Origin of the sequence: Clostridium sp. AF27-5AA (assembly GCF_003478415.1) — a bacterium.
Taxonomy (GTDB): Bacteria; Bacillota; Clostridia; order Lachnospirales; family Lachnospiraceae; genus Otoolea; species Otoolea fessa.
In genome coordinates, this window is record NZ_QUFH01000003.1 from 171,406 (window position 1) to 191,633 (window position 20,228).

At 48.6% G+C, this 20,228-nt stretch carries 16 protein-coding genes and 2 tRNA genes; 5 read left to right on the forward strand and 13 right to left on the reverse strand.

Annotation, left to right across the window (positions count from 1 at the left end; all coding sequences use genetic code 11):
- Window positions 1-17 precede the first annotated feature (17 nt).
- The 8 genes from DWY89_RS05070 to hrcA all read right to left on the reverse strand — a co-directional run bounded on the left by DWY89_RS05070 (window position 18) and on the right by hrcA (window position 11,411).
- Window positions 18-689: an ABC transporter ATP-binding protein gene (locus DWY89_RS05070; RefSeq protein WP_118523252.1), complete on the reverse strand. Its 672-nt coding sequence runs from the start codon at window positions 687-689 to the stop codon at window positions 18-20.
- Between the two features lie 165 nt (window positions 690-854).
- The gene (locus tag DWY89_RS05075; RefSeq protein ID WP_118524461.1) at window positions 855-2,954 is read right to left on the reverse strand and encodes a polyribonucleotide nucleotidyltransferase; all 2,100 of its coding nucleotides are present in this window, start codon (window positions 2,952-2,954) and stop codon (window positions 855-857) included.
- 216 nt (window positions 2,955-3,170) lie between these two features.
- A complete protein-coding gene (gene rpsO / locus DWY89_RS05080) occupies window positions 3,171-3,437 on the reverse strand; it encodes a 30S ribosomal protein S15 (protein ID WP_022358577.1) in 267 nt (88 codons plus the stop codon).
- A gap of 166 nt (window positions 3,438-3,603) precedes the next feature.
- Entirely contained in the window at window positions 3,604-5,712 is a 2,109-nt protein-coding gene (locus DWY89_RS05085; protein ID WP_118467198.1) for a L,D-transpeptidase family protein, read from the reverse strand.
- A gap of 459 nt (window positions 5,713-6,171) precedes the next feature.
- Complete coding sequence (dnaJ, locus tag DWY89_RS05090; RefSeq protein WP_118467196.1) at window positions 6,172-7,326, reverse strand: molecular chaperone DnaJ; 1,155 nt, start codon at window positions 7,324-7,326, stop codon at window positions 6,172-6,174.
- 385 nt (window positions 7,327-7,711) lie between these two features.
- Complete coding sequence (dnaK, locus tag DWY89_RS05095) at window positions 7,712-9,580, reverse strand: molecular chaperone DnaK (protein WP_118523255.1); 1,869 nt, start codon at window positions 9,578-9,580, stop codon at window positions 7,712-7,714.
- A gap of 144 nt (window positions 9,581-9,724) precedes the next feature.
- Entirely contained in the window at window positions 9,725-10,336 is a 612-nt protein-coding gene (gene grpE / locus DWY89_RS05100; RefSeq protein ID WP_118467194.1) for a nucleotide exchange factor GrpE, read from the reverse strand.
- Window positions 10,337-10,367: 31 nt separating this feature from the next.
- Window positions 10,368-11,411, reverse strand: a complete 1,044-nt coding sequence (gene hrcA / locus DWY89_RS05105) for a heat-inducible transcriptional repressor HrcA (RefSeq protein ID WP_107001098.1) — start codon at window positions 11,409-11,411, stop codon at window positions 10,368-10,370.
- A 470-nt stretch (window positions 11,412-11,881) separates the two neighbouring features.
- Between hrcA and DWY89_RS05110 the strand changes: the two genes are divergently transcribed.
- The gene (locus DWY89_RS05110) at window positions 11,882-12,565 is read left to right on the forward strand and encodes a 3D domain-containing protein (protein WP_182426607.1); all 684 of its coding nucleotides are present in this window, start codon (window positions 11,882-11,884) and stop codon (window positions 12,563-12,565) included.
- Between the two features lie 225 nt (window positions 12,566-12,790).
- On the opposite strand, the gene DWY89_RS14360 is transcribed toward DWY89_RS05110, so the two are convergent.
- Window positions 12,791-12,934: a hypothetical protein gene (locus DWY89_RS14360; RefSeq protein WP_022358601.1), complete on the reverse strand. Its 144-nt coding sequence runs from the start codon at window positions 12,932-12,934 to the stop codon at window positions 12,791-12,793.
- Window positions 12,935-13,252: 318 nt separating this feature from the next.
- On the opposite strand from DWY89_RS14360, the gene DWY89_RS05115 reads away from it, so the two are divergent.
- From DWY89_RS05115 to DWY89_RS05125, 3 genes are all read left to right on the forward strand, one after another.
- Window positions 13,253-13,326 (forward strand) — tRNA-Pro (locus DWY89_RS05115).
- A gap of 18 nt (window positions 13,327-13,344) precedes the next feature.
- A tRNA-Glu gene (locus DWY89_RS05120) sits at window positions 13,345-13,416 on the forward strand.
- Between the two features lie 240 nt (window positions 13,417-13,656).
- Window positions 13,657-14,286, forward strand: coding sequence for a DUF4397 domain-containing protein (locus tag DWY89_RS05125; protein ID WP_107001100.1), 630 nt, complete (start codon window positions 13,657-13,659; stop codon window positions 14,284-14,286).
- A 185-nt stretch (window positions 14,287-14,471) separates the two neighbouring features.
- On the opposite strand, the gene DWY89_RS05130 is transcribed toward DWY89_RS05125, so the two are convergent.
- From DWY89_RS05130 to DWY89_RS05145, 4 genes are all read right to left on the reverse strand, one after another.
- Window positions 14,472-14,882, reverse strand: a complete 411-nt coding sequence (locus DWY89_RS05130; protein WP_107001101.1) for a metal-dependent transcriptional regulator — start codon at window positions 14,880-14,882, stop codon at window positions 14,472-14,474.
- 241 nt (window positions 14,883-15,123) lie between these two features.
- Window positions 15,124-15,411 carry a DUF2325 domain-containing protein gene (locus DWY89_RS05135; RefSeq protein WP_022358490.1) on the reverse strand — a complete coding sequence of 96 codons (288 nt, stop codon included), beginning with the start codon at window positions 15,409-15,411 and terminating at the stop codon, window positions 15,124-15,126.
- A gap of 211 nt (window positions 15,412-15,622) precedes the next feature.
- The gene (locus tag DWY89_RS05140) at window positions 15,623-16,609 is read right to left on the reverse strand and encodes a glycyl-radical enzyme activating protein (RefSeq protein WP_118467190.1); all 987 of its coding nucleotides are present in this window, start codon (window positions 16,607-16,609) and stop codon (window positions 15,623-15,625) included.
- Window positions 16,610-16,726: 117 nt separating this feature from the next.
- On the reverse strand, window positions 16,727-19,114 hold the full coding sequence (locus DWY89_RS05145; protein WP_118467189.1) for a formate C-acetyltransferase/glycerol dehydratase family glycyl radical enzyme: 2,388 nt from the start codon (window positions 19,112-19,114) through the stop codon (window positions 16,727-16,729).
- A gap of 178 nt (window positions 19,115-19,292) precedes the next feature.
- On the opposite strand from DWY89_RS05145, the gene DWY89_RS05150 reads away from it, so the two are divergent.
- Complete coding sequence (locus tag DWY89_RS05150) at window positions 19,293-20,201, forward strand: AraC family transcriptional regulator (RefSeq protein WP_118467187.1); 909 nt, start codon at window positions 19,293-19,295, stop codon at window positions 20,199-20,201.
- The last annotated feature ends 27 nt before the right edge of the window (window positions 20,202-20,228 follow it).

A 20,228-nucleotide genomic window follows, 5' to 3' on the forward strand; every position in this document is an offset into this window, starting at 1 on the left:
ATACGTGCCCAGTAACCTTAAAACCTCTGTATCAGCTCCCGCGCCGAAAGCCCTGCCTCCGTCGGAACCAGCGCACCGTTCTTTAATACATACAGGGTTGTACACGCCCCTATCTCTCCCATCTCATGGGACGTTAAAAGAACTGTCCCCCCTGCTTTCACATAGCTCCTGATATAAGTCAGGATCTGCTCCTTGGCCTCCAGGTCAAGCGCTGCCCCCGGTTCATCGAGAATCAGGATATCCGCGCGTCCGGAGAGTGCCGCCGCGATGCTCAGCCTCTTTTTCTCTCCGCCTGAAAGCCGTCCCGCCTGCGTTTTCAAGAATCGGTCCACGCCCAGCACATGACCGACGCCGCATTCCAGATCCCGTTCCATCTCCCGCCGTTTCCCCCTGAACCAGAGACGGTAATTATCAAATGCCGTCAGCTCCGGGATCAATGGATTTTCCTGAGGCACATAGGCGATTTTTTCTTCTAATAGACGATGTCTTCCAAGCGCCTCCTGCCCGTCAATCCGAATACTCCCCCGATCCGGCTTGCGGATCCCCGCGAGGATCGAGAGCAGCGTCGTCTTGCCGCATCCATTTCCGCCGACAATCCCGATGCATTCCCCTGGATTTGCCCGAAAAGAGATATTTTTTAGGATCGTCCTTCCGCGGTACCGTTTTTCTATCCCTGTTACCTCTAACATATTTTTCCTCTTTGTAAAGTAAAAAGGAACACCGCAAAGCAGAAGCGAACCGCTTCTCTGCCTTGCAGCATTCCTTACTTTATCTGGTCTGCGCCGCAGTGATGCAGGCACATTGATTTTATGATGGATGATTGCAGCACATCGTGTGCATTTGCAATCTATTTATTATTTATTTTCAGCCAGATCGCCTGGTTTCATGCTCAGGTTGATACGACCCATCTTATCGACCTCGATTACCTTTACAGTAACTTCATCGCCGATGTTGACAACATCCTCTACCTTCGCTACGCGCTTGTCCGAAAGCTTGGAAATATGAACCATACCATCTTTGTTCGGAGCCAGCTCTACGAATGCACCAAAATTCATGATACGGACAACGGTACCTGTCAGAATCTGACCCGGCTCGATGTCGGTCACGATGCCCTTGATGATGGAAACTGCTTTGTCGATCATTGCCTGATCGGTGCCGCATACAGCTACGCTGCCATCGTCCTCGATATCGATCTTAACGCCGGTCTGCTCGATGATCTTGTTGATTACCTTGCCCTGTTTGCCGACTACATCGCCGATCTTCTGCGGATCGATGGAGATCTGAACGATCTTCGGAGCATACTGGCTGACGGTCTTTCTCGGCTCGGAGATAACCGGCGCCATAACTTCATCCAGAATGTAGATTCTTGCCTCTCTCGTCTTAGCGATTGCCTCCTCGATGATCGGGCGGGTCAGACCGTGGATCTTGATATCCATCTGGATGGAAGTAATACCCTTGTGAGTGCCGCCTACCTTGAAGTCCATATCGCCGAAGAAGTCTTCCAGACCCTGGATATCGGTCAGAACGATGTAATCATCATCGGTGTCGCCTGTTACCAGACCGCAGGAAATACCAGCTACCGGAGCTTTGATCGGTACACCTGCTGCCATCAGGGACAGAGTGGATGCACAGATACTTGCCTGGGAGGTAGAACCATTGGATTCCATCGTCTCAGATACGGTACGGATTGCATACGGGAACTCTTCCGCTGTCGGAAGTACCGGCACAAGCGCACGCTCCGCCAACGCACCATGACCGATCTCACGGCGTCCCGGTCCTCTGGACGGTTTGGTTTCGCCTACGGAGTAGGACGGGAAGTTGTAATGGTGCATATATCTCTTGGATGTCTCGTTCTCATCCAGTCCGTCGATCTTCTGTGCCTCGGACAGCGGAGCCAGTGTACAGATATTTAAAATCTGTGTCTGTCCACGGGTGAACATACCGGAACCGTGTACTCGCGGCAGAATGTCGATCTCTGCTGCCAGCGGACGGATCTCGGTGATACCGCGGCCATCCGGACGCTTGTGGTCTTTGAGGATCATCTTGCGGACAGTCTTCTTCTGGTACTGATATACAGCCTCACCCAGAACAGCCAGCCACTCCTCGTTATCAGCGAATGCCTCTTCCAGGCGCTCGGTGATTGCGCGGATATTCTCTTCTCTCTTCTGTTTCTCGTCTGTAAATACAGCCTCTTCCATCTCTTCCTGCGGAACCAGCTCACGAATCGCTGCAAACAGCTCTTCCGGAACTGCACAGCTCTCGTAGGAATGTTTCGGCTTGCCGCACTCTGCTACGATGGTGTCGATGAATTTGATGATCTCCTGGTTTACTTCGTGTGCCTTGAAGATCGCGTCGATCATGATGTTCTCCGGAACTTCCTTTGCGCCAGCCTCGATCATGATAACCTTCTCGCGGGTGGAAGCAACGGTCAGAGCCATATCAGATACTTTCTTCTGTGCATTGGTCGGGTTTACGATAAACTCGCCGTCGATCATGCCGATCTGGGTGGTCGCACACGGACCATCAAACGGGATATCGGAAATGCAGGTTGCGATTGCAGAGCCTAACATCGCGGTATACTCCGGGCTGCAGTCCTGGTCAACGGATAATACGAGGTTATTTAAGGTAACATCGTTGCGGTAATCCTTCGGGAACAGCGGACGCATCGGACGGTCGATAACACGTGCTGTCAGAACTGCGTTCTCAGATGCCTTTCCCTCTCTCTTGTTAAATCCGCCCGGAATCTTTCCGACCGAATACATCTTCTCCTCAAACTCAACGCTTAACGGGAAGAAATCAATACCGTCACGCGGCTTGTCAGAAGCTGTCGCGGTTGATAATACGGTTGTATCTCCATAATGCATAAATGCAGCACCATTTGCCTGAGCTGCCACACGGCCAACATCCACTGTTAAAGTTCTGCCAGCCAGTTCCATCGAAAAACTCTTGTACATCTCATATCTCCTTTCATCTTGTTTTGCAGAAGAACCTTCACATTCTCATACGCCGCTTTCGGTTCCAAAAGTGCCTTTCTGTGAAAAGTAATACCGAAACTACTGCTCTGCCCGCAAATATGTTTTTCTGCTTTACGGGTACAGCAGCGGTCTCGGACTTTTCTTCTACATAAACAACTAGGGTGGATTGCTCCACCCTATACGTTTTAATCTTAATTACTTTCTGATGCCTAACTTCTCGATCAGTGCACGGTATCCTTCCAGATCGGATTTCTTTAAGTAATCCAGAAGACCACGTCTCTGTCCTACCATCTTCAGAAGTCCGCGGCGGGAATGATGATCCTTCTGATTGGATTTTAAATGCTCTGTAAGCTCAGCGATTCTAGCGGTCAGAATTGCGATCTGAACCTCCGGTGAACCTGTATCGCCTGCTTTTCTTCCGTACTGTTCGATAATAGCTGCTTTCTTTTCCTTTGAAATCATTGTGATTTCCTCCTTAAAATAATTATTCGTACCGTATGCTAAGTTTATGTCGGAGTCGTCAAAAAACTGAGCACCGGCGGACTCATACGTATTTAGTATAACACAATATGTTTTCGGTGTAAATCATTTTATGCAGGTTTTTTCTCGATTTTATTCCCGTTTCTTCCTATGCTCCTGGTCCCACTGCAATATTTCCACCATTATCCCCCGAAGGACCTCCCGGTCCTGCCTGGGTCGGTGCCGCAGTCTCCGGCGCTTTCGTCTCCGCCTGCGTCGGCGCTGTGGTCGGTGCCGGACCCGGTGCCTGTGTTTCTGCCGGTGCTGGCGCCTGCGTCTCTGGCGGAGCTGCTGTTTCTGCTGGCGCCTGCGTCTCTGCCGGCTTCGTCTCCGCCGGTTTTGCCGTACCGCTCGTCGTACTCTTCTCCGTACCAGGCAGATTGTAGCAGATCACCGGAGTTCCTGCCGAAATATTGTCAAAGATCGTCTTTGCAACACTCGGCGGCAGGTTGATACAGCCGTGGGAACCGCCCGTCTTGTAAATCGTACCGCCAAAACTGCTTCTCCACTTCGCATCATGCATACCGATACCATTATTGAACGGCATCCAGTAATTAACCGGCGTCCGGTAATTTTCACCCTTCAGGACCGCATTTTTCTGCTTATATGCCAGCGGATACGAGCCTGCCGGGGTTCCCCAGCCTTTCGCCAGGTTTCCAGATACGAAATCCGACTCTACCACCAGCTTTCCTTCTTTATAGAAGAAAAGGTGCTGTCCGGTCAGGTTGATCTCCACGTAAGTATCGCCGTAGTCATTTGCCCCATGGCTCGCCGCCTTCTGGGAATACTCCGGCTCACGCGTCGTACTCTCGCCGGAGGCAATTATCGCTGCCAGCGCTTCCGTCTCTGCCGCCTGGTTGATCTTCCAGCCATACGTTCCGCCGCTTACCTGAATCGTGGAACCATACGATGTTTTCAATGTTTTCGCTTTGTTTGAAGTATTGTGTGCTTTCGCCATCTCAGACACGTACTCCGACACCTTGGAGGAATCTACCGAAACACTTCCGTCTGCATTGGCAATCAGCCACGCATGAATCTGATCTCCATTTAAGGTCTCCGTCGAATCGCCAAACTGGTATGTCACGCTCATTTTCGCGTATTTATTCATCTTATCCAGCTGTTCTGCCAGAGATGCATCGTCTTTCAATACCGTCGGCTTCTTATAGACATCTGCTTCCTCCAGCGATAAATGATCCTGCAGATTCTCGATCGCACCCGTTACCGCCTGTGTCAGCTTCTCCGCCTCGACTGCCGTTCCTTCCTGTTCGGGCTCAATCGAATATCCCTGTCCGGACACATACTCAGAAATCTTTGCATTGACCGGTTCTACCGCTTTCTCCGGGTCTAAACACGATAAATTCCGGATCTGGCTTTCCAGCGCCGCATCGTCATACGCCACCATCGTTCCGATCGTATATTCTTCCTGTTTCATATGCCACAGCCATGCGAACGGGTTCTGCGCCGCTACCATCTTTTCCAGGCTGCCGTCAAACTCCGCATGCAGCTTGATATCGGTTCCGGCGATCGTTTCTGTCTGATTATTTCTCTCATCGATCGTCAGTGTATAACCATTCACACCTTCCGCAATCAGTTCCTGCACCTCTGCCGCTGTCTTTCCGGACGCGTCAACACCGTTGATCTGCGTATTCGGAAAGAACCGGGTCTTATATTTCTGGGACATTCCCACATAGACGCCTCCGGCTGCCACGAGCAGAATGCCCGCCGTACAGGCAGCGATCCACGCCGCCTTTTTACCGTTTTTTCTATGCTCAGCTTTCAGAGCTGCCTTTTCCGGGGTGGCTTCCGTCCAGGATGCCGTCTTTCCGGAATCCTGTCCCCGCTGCGGCGCCGCATGGGCTGCCTCCCGCCCTGTACCCGCGCTCTGATTTCCACGGGCGCGGCTGCGCTTTCGACTGGCTGTCTCCTCCGGCTCTTTCTCCGGCAGGCGTTCCGGCTCTTCCCACCGGTTCTGATCCTGACGCTCTGGCTGGTGTATGTTTTCCATGTCCAGCTCTGCTTCCCTTAGGATCCGTTCTTCCATATCCCGGTCGAAATAATCATCATCCAAATAGCCCTCATCCGGCTCATCCAGATAATCTTCATCTTCCAGCATAATCTCCCGGCTGTTCATCGCCGTATTTCGTCTCACCGGCTCCCGCCCATCTTCGCGGCTGCCGGAACGTGAATTTTTATTCAAATTCCCGTTTCTATCTGTCATCTTCCTATTCTCCCTTTAAAAATCCAATACGGGTTCCTATTCCCGGAAGGACCTGCCATTCAAGTAATGATTTTATCATTTGGCATATTTTTCTGACAAAAATCCATGCTATCTGTGTTGCTGGTCCTCCATCGTCCTATTGTATATAAGTTTTAAACGGAAGTCAACTTACAAAACTCTGTCATTTTCTGGTATATTCTGTTACGTTTCTGTTCACGGGTAGGCACTTTTGGAACCGAAAGTGCCGTAAGAAAACGTGGTGGCAGCAGGAATTTGCCGTATTTAAATGCGAAGCCACGGCAAATTCCGTTACTGGTCACGTATGCGTGAACAGTAACTATATTCTGTTACAGAACGCGTAATGGGACGTAATTTTCTATGAAACAGAAACAAAGAGCTGCCGCGCCGCATTTTTATGTCAGCCCGACAGCTCTTTTCTATTTTTGTCCTGTCCGTATTCTATTTCTCCAGCTTTCCGAACAGTCCTTTCTTCTTATGTTTCTCGCCCTCCGGTGCAATTCCGTTCATGGCATCGTCAAACTTGCGAAGCGCTTCCTTCTGTGCCTCGGTCATGCGCTCCGGAACCTGTACCACCAGCGTCACGAAATGGTCGCCGCGCACGTTGCGGTTACGCAGGGACGGAACACCTTTTCCTTTCAGACGGACTCTCGTATCTGTCTGGGTTCCCGGTTTGACCTCATACTCTACCTCGCCGTCCACCGTCTTGATGCGGATCGGACCGCCGAGTGCTGCTTTCACGAAGGAAATCGGCACAGTTGAGTAGATTGTTGTATCCTGACGCTTGAAGACCGGGTGCTGGGATACCACTACTTCTACCAGTAGATCTCCGCGCGGACCGCCGTTGGTACCCGGTTCGCCATTGCCGCGGTCACGCAGCATCTGACCGTTGTCAATACCTGCCGGGATCGTCACTTTGATCTTCTTTCTCTTCGCTACATAGCCGGTTCCGTAGCAATCCGGGCATTTATCCTTGATGATCTTTCCGGTTCCGTTGCAATCCGGACAGGTCTGTACATTCTGAATCTGACCAAAGAACGACTGCTGCGTGTACATGATCTTGCCTTTACCGTTACATTTCGGACAGGTCTGCGGCTGGGTTCCCGGTTTTGCACCCGTTCCATGGCATTTCTCACAGGTTTCCTTTAAGTTTAACTCCAGCTCTTTTTCACAGCCGAAGATCGCTTCTTCAAAAGTAATCCGCACACTGGTACGCACATCCGCGCCGCGCATCGGTCCGTTGCTTCTGCCGCCGCGGCTGCGTCCGCCGCCAAAAATATCTCCGAAGATATCTCCGAAAATGTCTCCCATATCGCCGCCGTTGAAATCAAAACCACCGAATCCGCCAGCGCCGCCTGCACCGCCGTCAAAAGCCGCATGGCCGAACTGATCATACTGACGTCTCTTCTCCGGATCACTCAGTACGCTGTAGGCCTCCGATGCCTCCTTAAATTTATCGGCTGCCGCCTGATCGCCCGGATTTGCATCCGGATGATACTTTTTGGCCAGGGTTCTGTATGCTTTTTTGAGTGTCGCATCGTCCGCATCTTTCGGGACGCCTAAGACCTCATAGTAATCTCTCTTACTCTCTGCCATTTCAGCTCTTCCTTCCCAAAATCCGCCGGTACATTTGACCGCATCCGGCAGAGTTTCTATCGTATCTATTTATCTTCCCACAACGTAACTGTTCAGTACCTTCACAGTCACGCGCAAAAATCCATTAAAAATTGCCTACGGCAATGGGATTTTTGCCTGCTGACCCATGTTTTCGTACGGTCAGCGCAGTAAATGCGCAGACCTACTGAACAGTTACCCCACAACCTACAAATGGGGGTCTGCCGCAGATTCCTGCGACAGCCCCTCACTGCGTTTTTCTATTGATACCCCGATGCCCCGGATTGCTCCGCACTGCGTGCTCCCGCAATCCTCAAAAGCATTCGTAATCCGCTCATTTTTCTTTGAAAAATGGCTGCTTATTATATTATACCTCTTTAAAGTCGCCGTCAACTACATTATCGTCGTGCGGTGCACTTCCTGCATCAGCTGCACCCTGAGCACCGCCCTGTGATCCTGCTGCGCCAGCTGCCTGTGCCTGCTCGTAAACCTTGCTGAAGAGTGCCTGTGCGCTGTTCATCAGTTTTTCCTTGCCAGCCTTGATTTCATCAATCTGTGCATCGGTCATCTGGTCGATCGGAGCTTTGTTGATAGCCTCTTTCAGTGCATTTAAGTCAGCTTCTACGGCTGCTTTATCGTTTGCATCGATCTTATCGCCTACATCCTGCAGAGCTTTCTCGGTCTGGAATACCATGGAGTCAGCTTCATTTCTTGCATCGATGCCCTCTTTTCTCTTCTTATCCTGTGCCTCGTACTCAGCTGCCTCTTTGACTGCCTTATCGATATCGGAATCGGACATATTGGAACCAGAGGTAATCGTGATGTGCTGCTCTTTACCTGTACCAAGGTCTTTTGCAGATACATTTACGATACCGTTTGCATCAATATCGAAGGTAACCTCAATCTGCGGAACACCTCTTCTTGCCGGAAGAATGCCATCCAGACGGAAGGTTCCCAGTGTCTTGTTGTCCTTTGCGAACTGTCTCTCGCCCTGTACAACGTGGATATCAACAGCGGTCTGGTTATCGGCTGCGGTAGAGAAGATCTGGCTCTTCTTGGTCGGGATTGTGGTATTTCTCTCAATCAGTCTGGTTGCTACACCACCCATAGTCTCGATGGACAGGGACAGCGGAGTTACATCCAGAAGAAGGATATCACCGGCACCGGCATCGCCAGCCAGCTTACCACCCTGGATAGCTGCACCGATTGCTACGCACTCATCCGGGTTTAAGGATTTGCTCGGCTCTTTACCAGTCAGACGTTTTACTTCTTCCTGTGCTGCCAGCATACGTGTGGAACCACCTACCAGAAGTACTTTGCTTAACTCAGAAGCAGTGATACCAGCATCTTTCAGTGCGTTCTGTACCGGAATTGCGGTTCTCTCGATTAAGTCTCTGGTCAGCTCATCAAATTTAGCTCTGGTCAGGTTCATATCCAGATGCTTCGGTCCCTCGCTGGTTGCAGTGATGAACGGAAGGTTGATATTGGTTGTAGTTGCGGAAGAAAGCTCTTTTTTCGCTTTCTCAGCTGCTTCTTTCAGTCTCTGAAGCGCCATCTTATCAGCGGAAAGGTCTACACCCTCTGCTTTCTTGAACTCGTCGATCATCCACTGGGTAATACGGTTATCGAAATCATCGCCGCCCAGATGTGTATCGCCGTTGGTTGCCAGAACCTCGATAACGCCGTCACCGATCTCGATGATGGAAACATCGAATGTACCGCCACCTAAGTCATATACCATGATCTTCTGCTCTTTCTCATTATCAAGGCCATACGCAAGCGCTGCTGCCGTCGGCTCGTTGATAATTCTCTTTACATCCAGACCAGCGATCTTACCTGCATCCTTGGTTGCCTGACGCTGTGCGTCGTTGAAGTAAGCCGGAACAGTAATAACTGCCTCGTTTACCTTCTCGCCCAAGTAGCTCTCTGCATCTGCTTTCAGCTTCTGAAGAATCATCGCGGAAATCTCCTGCGGCGTATATTTCTTGTCATCAATGGTTACTTTGTAGTCGCTGCCCATGTGTCTCTTGATAGAAGAAATGGTCTTCTCAGCGTTGGTAACTGCCTGACGCTTTGCCGGCTCGCCGACCAGTCTCTCGCCTGTCTTTGTAAATGCCACAACGGACGGTGTGGTACGGATACCTTCTGTATTTGCGATAACAACCGGTTTACCACCTTCCATAACGGCTACACAACTGTTTGTTGTACCTAAGTCAATACCGATAATCTTGCTCATAGTTATTTCCTCCTGAAATTATCTTTTTCTGGCAGTTCTCTTTCTCCTCATGGGAGCTAAATTCTGCCGCCTGTCTGTCTATATTATATCAAATCAACCACCAGCACCGAATTCTGGGTGCCAGCTGTCTACGTGTTACCTATTTTAATTTGCCACTTTTACCATGCTGTGGCGAACCACGCTGTCGCGGTATACATAGCCTTTCTGGAACTCCTCGGCTACCACATTCTCACCCAGGTTTTCATCCTCAATATGCATCACTGCATTGTGGAAGTTCGGATCAAATGGCTGACCAACCGCTTCGATTGGCTTTACACCTGCATCACCCAGTGTTTTTACGAGCTGCTTGTAAACCTTATCCATGCCCTCGGCGAAAGCACTTTTTTCTTCGCCCTCCGGGATGGTCGCCAGACCACGCTCGAAATTGTCCACCACCGGGAGAATCTTCTCGATGATGTCCTTTGCGCCAATCTCATACATCGCTGATTTTTCTTTCTCCGTTCGTTTCCGGAAATTGTCAAATTCAGCCATCGTGCGCTTCAGGCGATCCGTCAGCTCCTCGATCTGCTCATCTTTCTTATCCTTCTTCTTGGAGAAAAATCCTTTTTTCTCTTTTTCTATCTCCGGCGCTTGTGCGTCTTCCGAAGAAGCTTCCTTTTCCTTCACTGCCTCAGCTTCTGCCTGGGTTTCTGTTTCTTTTACCTGCTCCTCATTTGCCGCCTCGGCTGCTTTGGAATCTATCTCTGTCTTTGCCATGTCTCTCACCTCTTTATTTTGCACATCCGTGCTACTCGGTATCTTTATGATTGAATGTCTGATCGAGCTGGCTCTTTAATGAGCGCAGGGTCGATACAACTTTGTCATAATCCATTCGTTTCGGTCCAACGATTCCTATCGTTCCCCGAAGTCCGTCCCCCAATTCATAATTGGCAGTAACGATACTGCAGTCCTTCATCGACTGCACCTGTGTCTCACTTCCGATGTAGACCTGAATCTCATTTTTCTTATCGCTGTCCGCATCGTCCTCGGTAAGAATCTCTCTCCAGAGGTCTTTCTGCTCCAGTGTCCCGATGAGCTGGCTGGCTTTCGCGCCATCGCTCAGTTCTGGATATTTGAAAATGTTCGTCGTACCTTCGGTGTAAATCTGTAAATCTTCCTCGCCGGAACGAATCGCCTCGGCCACCTCGCTTAGTACCACATCCACGATGTGGCTGCGCTCGCCTGCCTGCCCTTTCATCCGGGTAATGACATCCAGATTAATCTGCTCCATCGTCAATCCGTTGAGACCGCTATTTAAAAGAATATTCAGATTCAGGATGTCCTCATCGGTCAGCTCCGCATCGAGTGCCACAATCGAGTTCTTGATAATGTTGCCTTCTAAAACAGTGACAATCAGGAGTTTCCCGGCTTCCACTCTGGAAAGCTGTATAAACTTGATCTTCGTCTGGTGATACTGCGGTCCGCTGATCAGCGTCGCATAATTCGTATTGCTTGCCAAAAGCTTTGCCATCTGCTTTAACAGAAGCTCCACCCGATCCACTCTCTGGATGACCATATCACGCACTTGCGTGACCTCCGTCTCTTTCTCATGAATCAACTGATCCACATAGAAACGATATCCTTTATCTGAAGGAATCCGGCCTGCCGATGTGTGCGGCTGAATGATATATCCCAGTTCTTCCAGATCCGACATCTCATTTCGAATCGTCGCCGAACTGAGTTTCAAATCGGAATACTTGGAGATCGTTCTGGAACCAACCGGCTCTCCGGTCTCCAGATAGTTCTGGATAATCGCTTTCAAAATCTTTTCTTTTCTCTCATCCAGTTCCATCCAATCTCTCCTTCCGTGCATCCGCTTCCGCCGGTCTCTTAAACCCGCTCTGGAAGTTTTCTGTTAGCACTCAATCTATCAGAGTGCTAATATCTACAGTTCATACTATATTACTTACGCAAGTATTTGTCAATGATTTTTTTCGGTTTTTAAAAAAAATTTTTTCTTCTTTTTTCGAATAAAATTTTTCATTCTGCATACCCTGTTTTTAGGCACGCTGATTTTCACACTTTCTATAGGTAGAAACTCACTCACCCGCTTTCCTGTTTGCGCTCGAACAAGTTTTCGACTTGTCGAACCTCCGACCGCTCCCAAAGCCCTATTTCCGGCTCTCCGGCTTGACATTTAACATTTTTGTAATATAATAGTAACAAATTATAACATTTGTAAACGCATTGCAATATTTGTGAGATACACAATCGTTGCGGTGAGACAAATGAATCTAAATTGAAATGAGAGGTTTTTATTTGATGAATATGATGAACACCATGCGGCGCGGACTTGCCACAACGGCAATGAGCCTGGTCTGTCTCATGGCAGGCACCATGAATACACTGGCAGCCACAGATGCCGGAACCGAGCTTGTCTCCCAAATAGATGCGGCAGCCGGTGAAGAAACAAACGGCACTTCCACCGAAGCAGCCCAGACACCATCTGGTCCGGCTTCCGATCCGGAGCTGATTAGAAAGCAGACAAACGCTGCTGCGGAAGAAGCGGCTGACACGAACGCTTCCGAGGCAGAAGTCGCTGCATTTTCAAATGAGTCTGCACAGGTGGAGGCAGAGAACGCTGACGAAGCTGCAATGACTGAAAATACTGACACAAATGCTGCTGCCGAGGCACAGGAAGCAGAGGCACCTGCTGAAATCTACGCCGGACGTTTTACGACAACTGCTTACTGCAGCTGCCGCAGATGCTGCCGTGGCGGAAAAAACCGCACTAAATCCGGCACCATTCCGCAGGCAGGACATACCATTTCCGCTGACTTGCGCGTATTCCCGCTCGGAACCAAACTCCGCATCAACGGCGTTGTCTATACCGTCGAAGACAGCGGCAGCGGCATCCGCGGAAACAAACTGGACATCTTCTTCAACTCCCACAGTCAGGCACTACAGTATGGAAAGAGAAGCGCCGATGTCTATATTGTCCGATAATTACATTGATTTTAAGCAAAAAAGGGTCTTGCAGATAGAAAATCTTTCATCTGCAAGGCCCTTTTTTTATAATTCTTATTTGTAACTGTTCAGTACCTTCACAGTCACGCGCAAAAATCCATTAAAAATTGCCTACGGCAATGGGATTTTTGCCTGCTAGCCCATGTTTTCGTACGGTCAGCGCAGTAAATGCACAGACCTACTGAACAGTTACCCTTATTTTACTTAATCCGTCAGCGCCTTATGATATTTCGTTTTCCGGTAAATTTTCCAAATAATGATACCCGGAATGCTCACGGTACATACGACGGTACTCACGCCTCCGATCACTCCATATATTCCAAATAAGATGGCTGCGATGATGTTCATACTTAATTCCTCCTGACTCATTCATTTTTCAATGCAAGCTCACTATGCTTTGTTCCCCATTTTATTCTTTTTATCCAAAATGAAAAGAGTTTCGGCGCATCCTTAGCAAGACTTTAATCATCCTTTCGCTTTCTTACGTTATTCATAATAATTTCGAAATATAAGTTAAAAGCGTGAAAATATTGATTTTAAAGGGTTTTTTCAATTTTTTAAAACTTTTTCAATTTTTTTCAAAAAAAACGCTTGCATTTTTTGGGAAGGCGTGATAGTATATAGGAGTCGCTGATGAGCACCGCTTCAAAAGCGAGAAAATCATATCGAGGCGTGGCTCAGTTTGGTAGAGCGCTGCGTTCGGGACGCAGAGGTCGCGTGTTCGAATCACGTCGCCTCGATTGAATAAAATTAAATATGGCCTGTTGGTCAAGCGGTCAAGACGACGCCCTCTCACGGCGTAAACCCGGGTTCGATTCCCGGACAGGTCACTGAAAAGAGATTCGAGATTCGAGTCTCTTTTTTATTTTCTTCATTCTTGATCTTTCACCAAATCATGTAAACTATAACTGAATTTTGCCGATGCTCCGCATTCCAGATCGGCAAAATACACTTTTCTACAGTATCGAACAGGATTTTCAGTCCAGAAAATTCCTGCCTGCAAATAGTAACTCTCCTTTTTTCTTCTTCATATACTGCAATATAGCCAATATGAAAAGAGGTATCTTTTTATGGAAACATACAACTACGATGCAGCAGCAGTGCCTGAGGGGGATGCTGACACGACTCCGGCGGCGGCACCGGAGACGGATGCGGCAGCAGCTGGAACCAGTGATACGGCACAGTCTGGATTTAGTTCTCAGCCTCCTGTTATCTTAACATATCCGGACAGCTCATCCAATGATCTTCAGGTATCTCCGGGCTTCGGACCATACGGGGATGTGATGCCCACCCTGCCGTCCAATAATCATGGCAGCCCGAACACCGGTGGCTGCATAAACTGCGGCGGTTCCAACTGGAAGCCATCTCCAAATGGCGCGCTCTGGACCTGGGGCATTCTCTCGCCGTTCTTTTCCACCTCATCGGAGATCGCGCACCTGCGTTTTTACAATGCCGCCTCCATCCGCGAACCGATCGATATATACCTGAACGGACGTCTGGTCGTATCCGATCTGGATTACATGAATTATACGCGCTACATGCACATCATCCCCGGCATCTACCAGCTGACCGTCTACCGCCGGACCAATCCGGGCTTCGCCATCGTCAACACGAATATCCGGCTTCGCAGCGGTTACAGCTACACGCTGGCGGTTCTGGGTACTTTTAATGATTTTTCGGTACAGATGCTCAACGCCTGATCGCTTTTATTTGAGAAAAGCTTCTTCACGCGAGTGCAAATCCCGCGAAGCGTTTTTTGTTTCATAGGACGTAATTTCCTATGAAAAAAGAGACCGCCACGTTCACGCGTGCGGTCTCTCTTCCGTGTCCTCTGCAATTATAAATTTATGATGAGAATATAACTGTCCGAATCTTAAACAGCCATCTATTTTTCCGGCTCATCTGTCCGGTTTGCTTTCTCGAGCTTTGCCAGATGCGCGGCTGCAAATTCTTTGATTGCCTCAAAACTCTGCGGGCTGATCACATGTTCAATGCGGCAGGCATCTTCCACTGCCACCTCTCTTGGCACATCCAACGCTACTAAAAGCTTTGTCAGTAATGTATGACGCTCATAAATCATCTCCGCGATCTTCCGTCCCGACGGCTCCAGAGTGATATATCCCTCATGATCCATCGAAATATAACCGTTTTCACGAAGATTCTTCATCGCAACGCTGACGCTTGGTTTTGAATACCCCAGCTCATTGACTACATCGATCGAACGGATCATCGGCTTGCGATAGCTTAACATAAGAATCGTTTCCAGATAATCCTCTGCTGACTGCTGTATTTTCAAAGTGATTCCCTCCAAACTTCTAACACATAACCGGCCTGGCTTCGTGCCTTCCCGTCTCCCGCAGAATAGTCTTCCCAAGCTGCCGACCAGTTACCATAATACTATATACTAGAATACCATATTTGGAAGAATATTTCAAACCATATCGAAATCAATCTATCGTTTCCAGAAACCGACGGAGTTACTGTTCACGCATACGTGCCCAGTAACGGAACTTGCCGTGGCTTCGCCTTTAAATACGTCAGCAAGCTGCACAGTGTTCCTGCAAAATTTCTTCCAACGCGGTTTTGCTGCTGGTGTGGCAGCGGACAACTTCTGTCCGGCTTCCCTTTGCACCATCAACCGCCGTCCGAATCATTTTATGGGAAACGGTGCTTGTAAAGAGTACAAGCAGATCCGGCGCTCCGATCTGTTTGCCGAAATCCGCCGTCATCTGTGTAAATACCTTTGCCTTACAGTTAAATGATTTGCAGATTTTCACGTACTGGCTGACCATGCGGTCATGACCACCTACAATTACAACACTCATATTTTATCCTCCGAAAGTTAGTTCTGTCTAACTGCTGATGAAGTTAGTATACACTAACTTATCTTGTTTGTCCAGAGGAAAATTGAAATTCATAGAAAATTCATAGAAATAAACGTACCGTGCAAGACTATTTTTCACCAACCAACCTTATCTTACACGGTACGCATTTTCCCATTATCCATTTTTATCCAATACTAATTTTTATCGTATTTTACGCTTTTAACACCTCCTCTGTTACTCCCGTTTTTCCTATTCCAGCTTTATACACCTCCAATCCTGATATCGCTATATCAAACATCCAATCCATTTCGCACAGAAATCCCATTTTCTGATACACATCCCAACGGCTCATCGACGCATGTTCTTCTAATTGATAGTTTCTTCCCAGCTGCCGGTATGCATGAAGCCCCAGTCTATGATATGGCAGAAATTCCAATTCCTGACAATTTTTAAGTTCCTGGCATAACTGCGCCGTTTTCCGAATATTTTCCACATCATCATTGACTCCTTCTACCAGCGGCACACGGACATGAATCGAATGCGGCGCGCAGATCGCATCGGCTTTGCGGATATTTTCCAGAATACAGGCATTGTCCTGCCCCGTCCATTTCTTATGCTTTTCCGGATCCATGGTTTTCACATCCACATAAAACATCTGCAGATGCGGCACGATCCGTTTCACATTTTCAAACGAAGTAAACATATCTAACTCTGCCGCCGCATTGATACAGGCATCATCACAGGCCTCCAGCAGTGCTTCCGCAAAATCCGTCTGACAGAACAGATCACCTCCTGAAAGTGTCACGCCACCACCAGAATAGAAGAAAAACATCTCATCCTTCTGGATCTCGCGCATTACCTCTTTTACGGTCATCTCCTTGCCATAGATCTGCTGTGCCCGGTAATTGCAGGCATCCACACACTGAAAGCACTGTTTACAGCGGCTGTAATCCCTCACGATCTCTCCCGTTTTTTCGCTCCGGCGAAGTGCCTGTTCCGAACAGACCTGGATGCAGGCGCCGCATCCGGTGCAGCGCTCTTTCATATAGTAGACTTCCCGCTGCCCCGACTGTGACTCCGGTGTCGAACACCAGGCACAGCGCAGGGGACAGCCCTTAAAAAATACAACCGTCCGCATTCCCTTCCCATCGGAGAGGGATAACCGCTCAATCCGAAGAATATTTGCTTTTAATTCCATACGCTGTTCCTCCTGTCAAGTACACCTTGCCTGCTGCCCGCCACCGCGCATGATGCACATCCCCGGTAGCTGATTTGCCGTATTTTTTATGAAACACGGCAGATTTCACTCTTTTTCCTAGCAGATATTGGAATGTGAAGTTCTGGAAATGATATCGTCCTGTACTTCTTTTCCAAGCTCTGTAAAATATGCTGTATAACCAGCTACACGTACCAGCAGTCCGTTGTAATCCTCCGGATGCTTCTGTGCTTCTTTTAAGGTCTCCGTATCAATGACATTGAACTGTGTGTGGAATACGCCCAGGGAGCAGAGACTCCGCAGGTAGTTCATCAGTTCTTTTGTCGAGTTCGGGCTGTCGCGAAATACCGTATCCATCTTTACATTCAGCAGGGTTCCCTGATTGAAACGGCCATGCGGAATGTGGGAAATGGATTTCAATACAGCGCCCATGCCCTCGGTATCGGTTCCCTGGTTCGGAGATACGCCGTCTGCTAACGGTTTCCAAGCCAGACGTCCGGACGGAAGTGCACCGACCTCCAGACCAAACGGAGTATTTCCAGATACCGGAAGAATACCTGGCGTCATCTTGCCGAATTTGCTGTGGAACGACTCGATATAGTCCGCGATAAAACAGAACATATCACCGGTCAGCTCGTTTACTTCGTCGTCATCATTGCCGTACTTCGGAGCTTCATCACACATCTTCTTGACATCCTCATAACCCACAAAGTTTGCATCCAGTGCATCCAGAAGACGCTGCATCGTTACTTTTTTCTCATCAAATACAAGTTTCTTTACTGCAATCAGGCTGTTGATCAGGTCTGCTACGCCGATCGCATCAATACCATTTCCAAGGTTATATTTCGCACCGCCCCATGCGTAATCTTTCGCATTCTCTACGCACTCATAGAAGGAAAGGGAAAGTGCCGGAACGACCCTCTGGAAGCCAATGTCATCGCATACATGGCTGGAAGCCACGGTTCCGCGAAGTTCATAGCGGATCTGCTCTTTGACTGCCTCTTCAAACTCTTCGTAGGTATTAAAGGCAGTCGGATCGCCGGTCGTCTCAGATGCCTGAATGCCATATTTACGGCTCTTGCCGTTTAACAGGGCAAATTCAACCGCAGAACCTAAGTTAAAGTCTGCATATGCGGTGTAGCATCTCTGTTTTCCTTCCAGGTTCGTCTCTACACAGCCGCATGGATTCCAGTTATATGCTTCTTTTAACGGGATTCCCTTGTTCAGGAGCATCTCGATACCAACTTCATCGTTGTGGAATGCCGGGAAACCGGTTCCAAGCTTGATAACCTCTGCAATCTTCTTTAAGAAGCTGCTCGGATTCTTCGCCATATTGTAGCGGACAGACAGGGACGGCTGATATAACTGTACTTCTGCGGTTGCCTGCAAAATCAGGTACGACACGTCATTGACTGCGTCCATGCCGCGCTCATCCACACCGCCACAGCATACGTTCTGGAACATTGGGTAACCGGCGGAAAACTGTGCGGTTACCTGATCCTGGAACAGGCACTGCTCAGAGAATTTAACCCATAAGCAGTCCAAAAGTTCCTGCGCCTCTTCCTCTGTCAAACGGCCAGCCTCGATATCTGCCTTATAAAATGGGTAAAGATACTGATCCATACGTCCCGGGTTGTAGCTTGCTGCATTCTGCTCCATGAAAATACAGGTCTGGTAAATATACATCGACTGAATCGCCTCGCGGAAGGTACGCGCCGGTTTTTCCGGAACCTGATCGCAGGTCCCTGCAATCTGTAACAGTTCTTTTCTGCGCTTCTCATCCGGCTCTGCCTCTGCCAGCTTTCTCGCCTCTGCCGCATAGCGGTGTCCCAATGCGGAGATACCGTCAGCTGCCAGCTCCATCGCTTTCAGGTATTCAATCTTCTCATAGTCACCCGGACGGGTAATATCAAGTGTATCAAGCACTTTATGGATATGCACCTTGATTCCCTCCATGCCTTCTTTAATGACTCTGGAATAACCCGCAGTCGTCTCGCCCCAGCCACGAACCGATTTACGGTTGATGTAAAGAGCGCCGCAGTCACGTAAGGTTGCCGCAAAATCCGGGCATTGTACCAGCCACTGCTCATATGTGGAACGTCCCTTCCAGTACGGGCGGATGATCTCCTCAAATGCCTTCCGATCCTCTGGGCGCAGATAGAATGGGTCATATGGACGGGTACTGATGGTATCCAGCTCCTCATCCAGAACCGACCAGCAGGTATCGACACTTAAAATACCGCCGCGCTGCTTGCTTCCGGCATTGCCGACAATCAGCTCATCCCCCCAGATTTTTACAGTTTTCTCCAGGCACTGTTTCTTAAATGCATATGCTTTCCGGATGCACAGCGGCTGCCCCTCTGATTCCTGGAAACCCTTTGTCAGGATAATTGCATTTTCCAGATCCATCTCTGGCTTGGTCTTTAATACTCTCTGTTTTAATCGATCAATCCGATCCATGTATGGTTTTCTTTCGATTGCTGCCATCTGATTTCCTCCTATTTTTTACTCACATTCCCATTCTGTGGGATTTATTTTTTAGCACCTGCTATAAATCTCTTTTCGTTTAAAAGTATAGCAATTCTTATGTGGAAATGGTACAATATCAATAACTAAAAATACCAAAATCTTAACATATTGAATTTTTATAGAAAGAAGGGATCCTTTGAAATCTACTTCCCAGTTACAGGAAATCAACCACTATCAAGATCAAGATTTTCCGGTCAATGTCTACTATTCTGATATTCATTCCATGCAGCCGCCGGGACGCTGGCTGCGCGACTTCCACTGGCATGATGAGCTGCAGTTTACCCTCGTACTAAGCGGAACATTGACAATGCAGGCAGATAATCTTTCTCTGCCCGGACAGGCTGGAGATCTGATTTTCGTCAACACCTCCTTGATTCATGCCGTCACACAGATGTCGGAAGACGGCTCCTATGCAAGCCTCAATTTTCCTTACCGCCTTCTTGCCTTTTTTCCTGGAAGCCGCATGGATCAGGACTACGTCCTGCCCTATACCGCCGGCGGGAAATTCTCCGCTTTCTCTATTCACCCGGAATCCGAATGGCAAAAAGAGTTGATCGGACTGCACAAAAAAATAACCGATTTATTTCTTTCCAATCAGGTTAAAGGCAATGAATATTCTATTTGCATTAAGATTGCCTCGATGTGGAATCTGTTGATTTCCAATTTTCACAGCAGTGGGAATTCTACCTCTATTAACCTCCTGCGCCAGCAGCGCCTACAATCCATTCTCCTGTTCATCTATGCACATTACGCAGATGATTTACAGCTCTCAGACCTGGCTGCATCAGCCAATATCAGCGTCGGAGAATGCTGCCGGATTTTTCAAAATATTCTTCACACAACTCCTTATGGATATTTAACTAATTACCGCATCCAGACCAGTGTTTCCCTCCTTCACCGCGATCTGCCCATCTCACAGATTGCCGGACTGGTCGGATACAACCAGGTCAGCAATTACATCGCCACATTCAAACGGATCATTGGCTGCACACCGGCACAGTACCGGAAACAGCACTTATCAAAACCAGATATCCCAAGCAGTTAATGGGAAACCGGTCGGCTTCTCTTCATC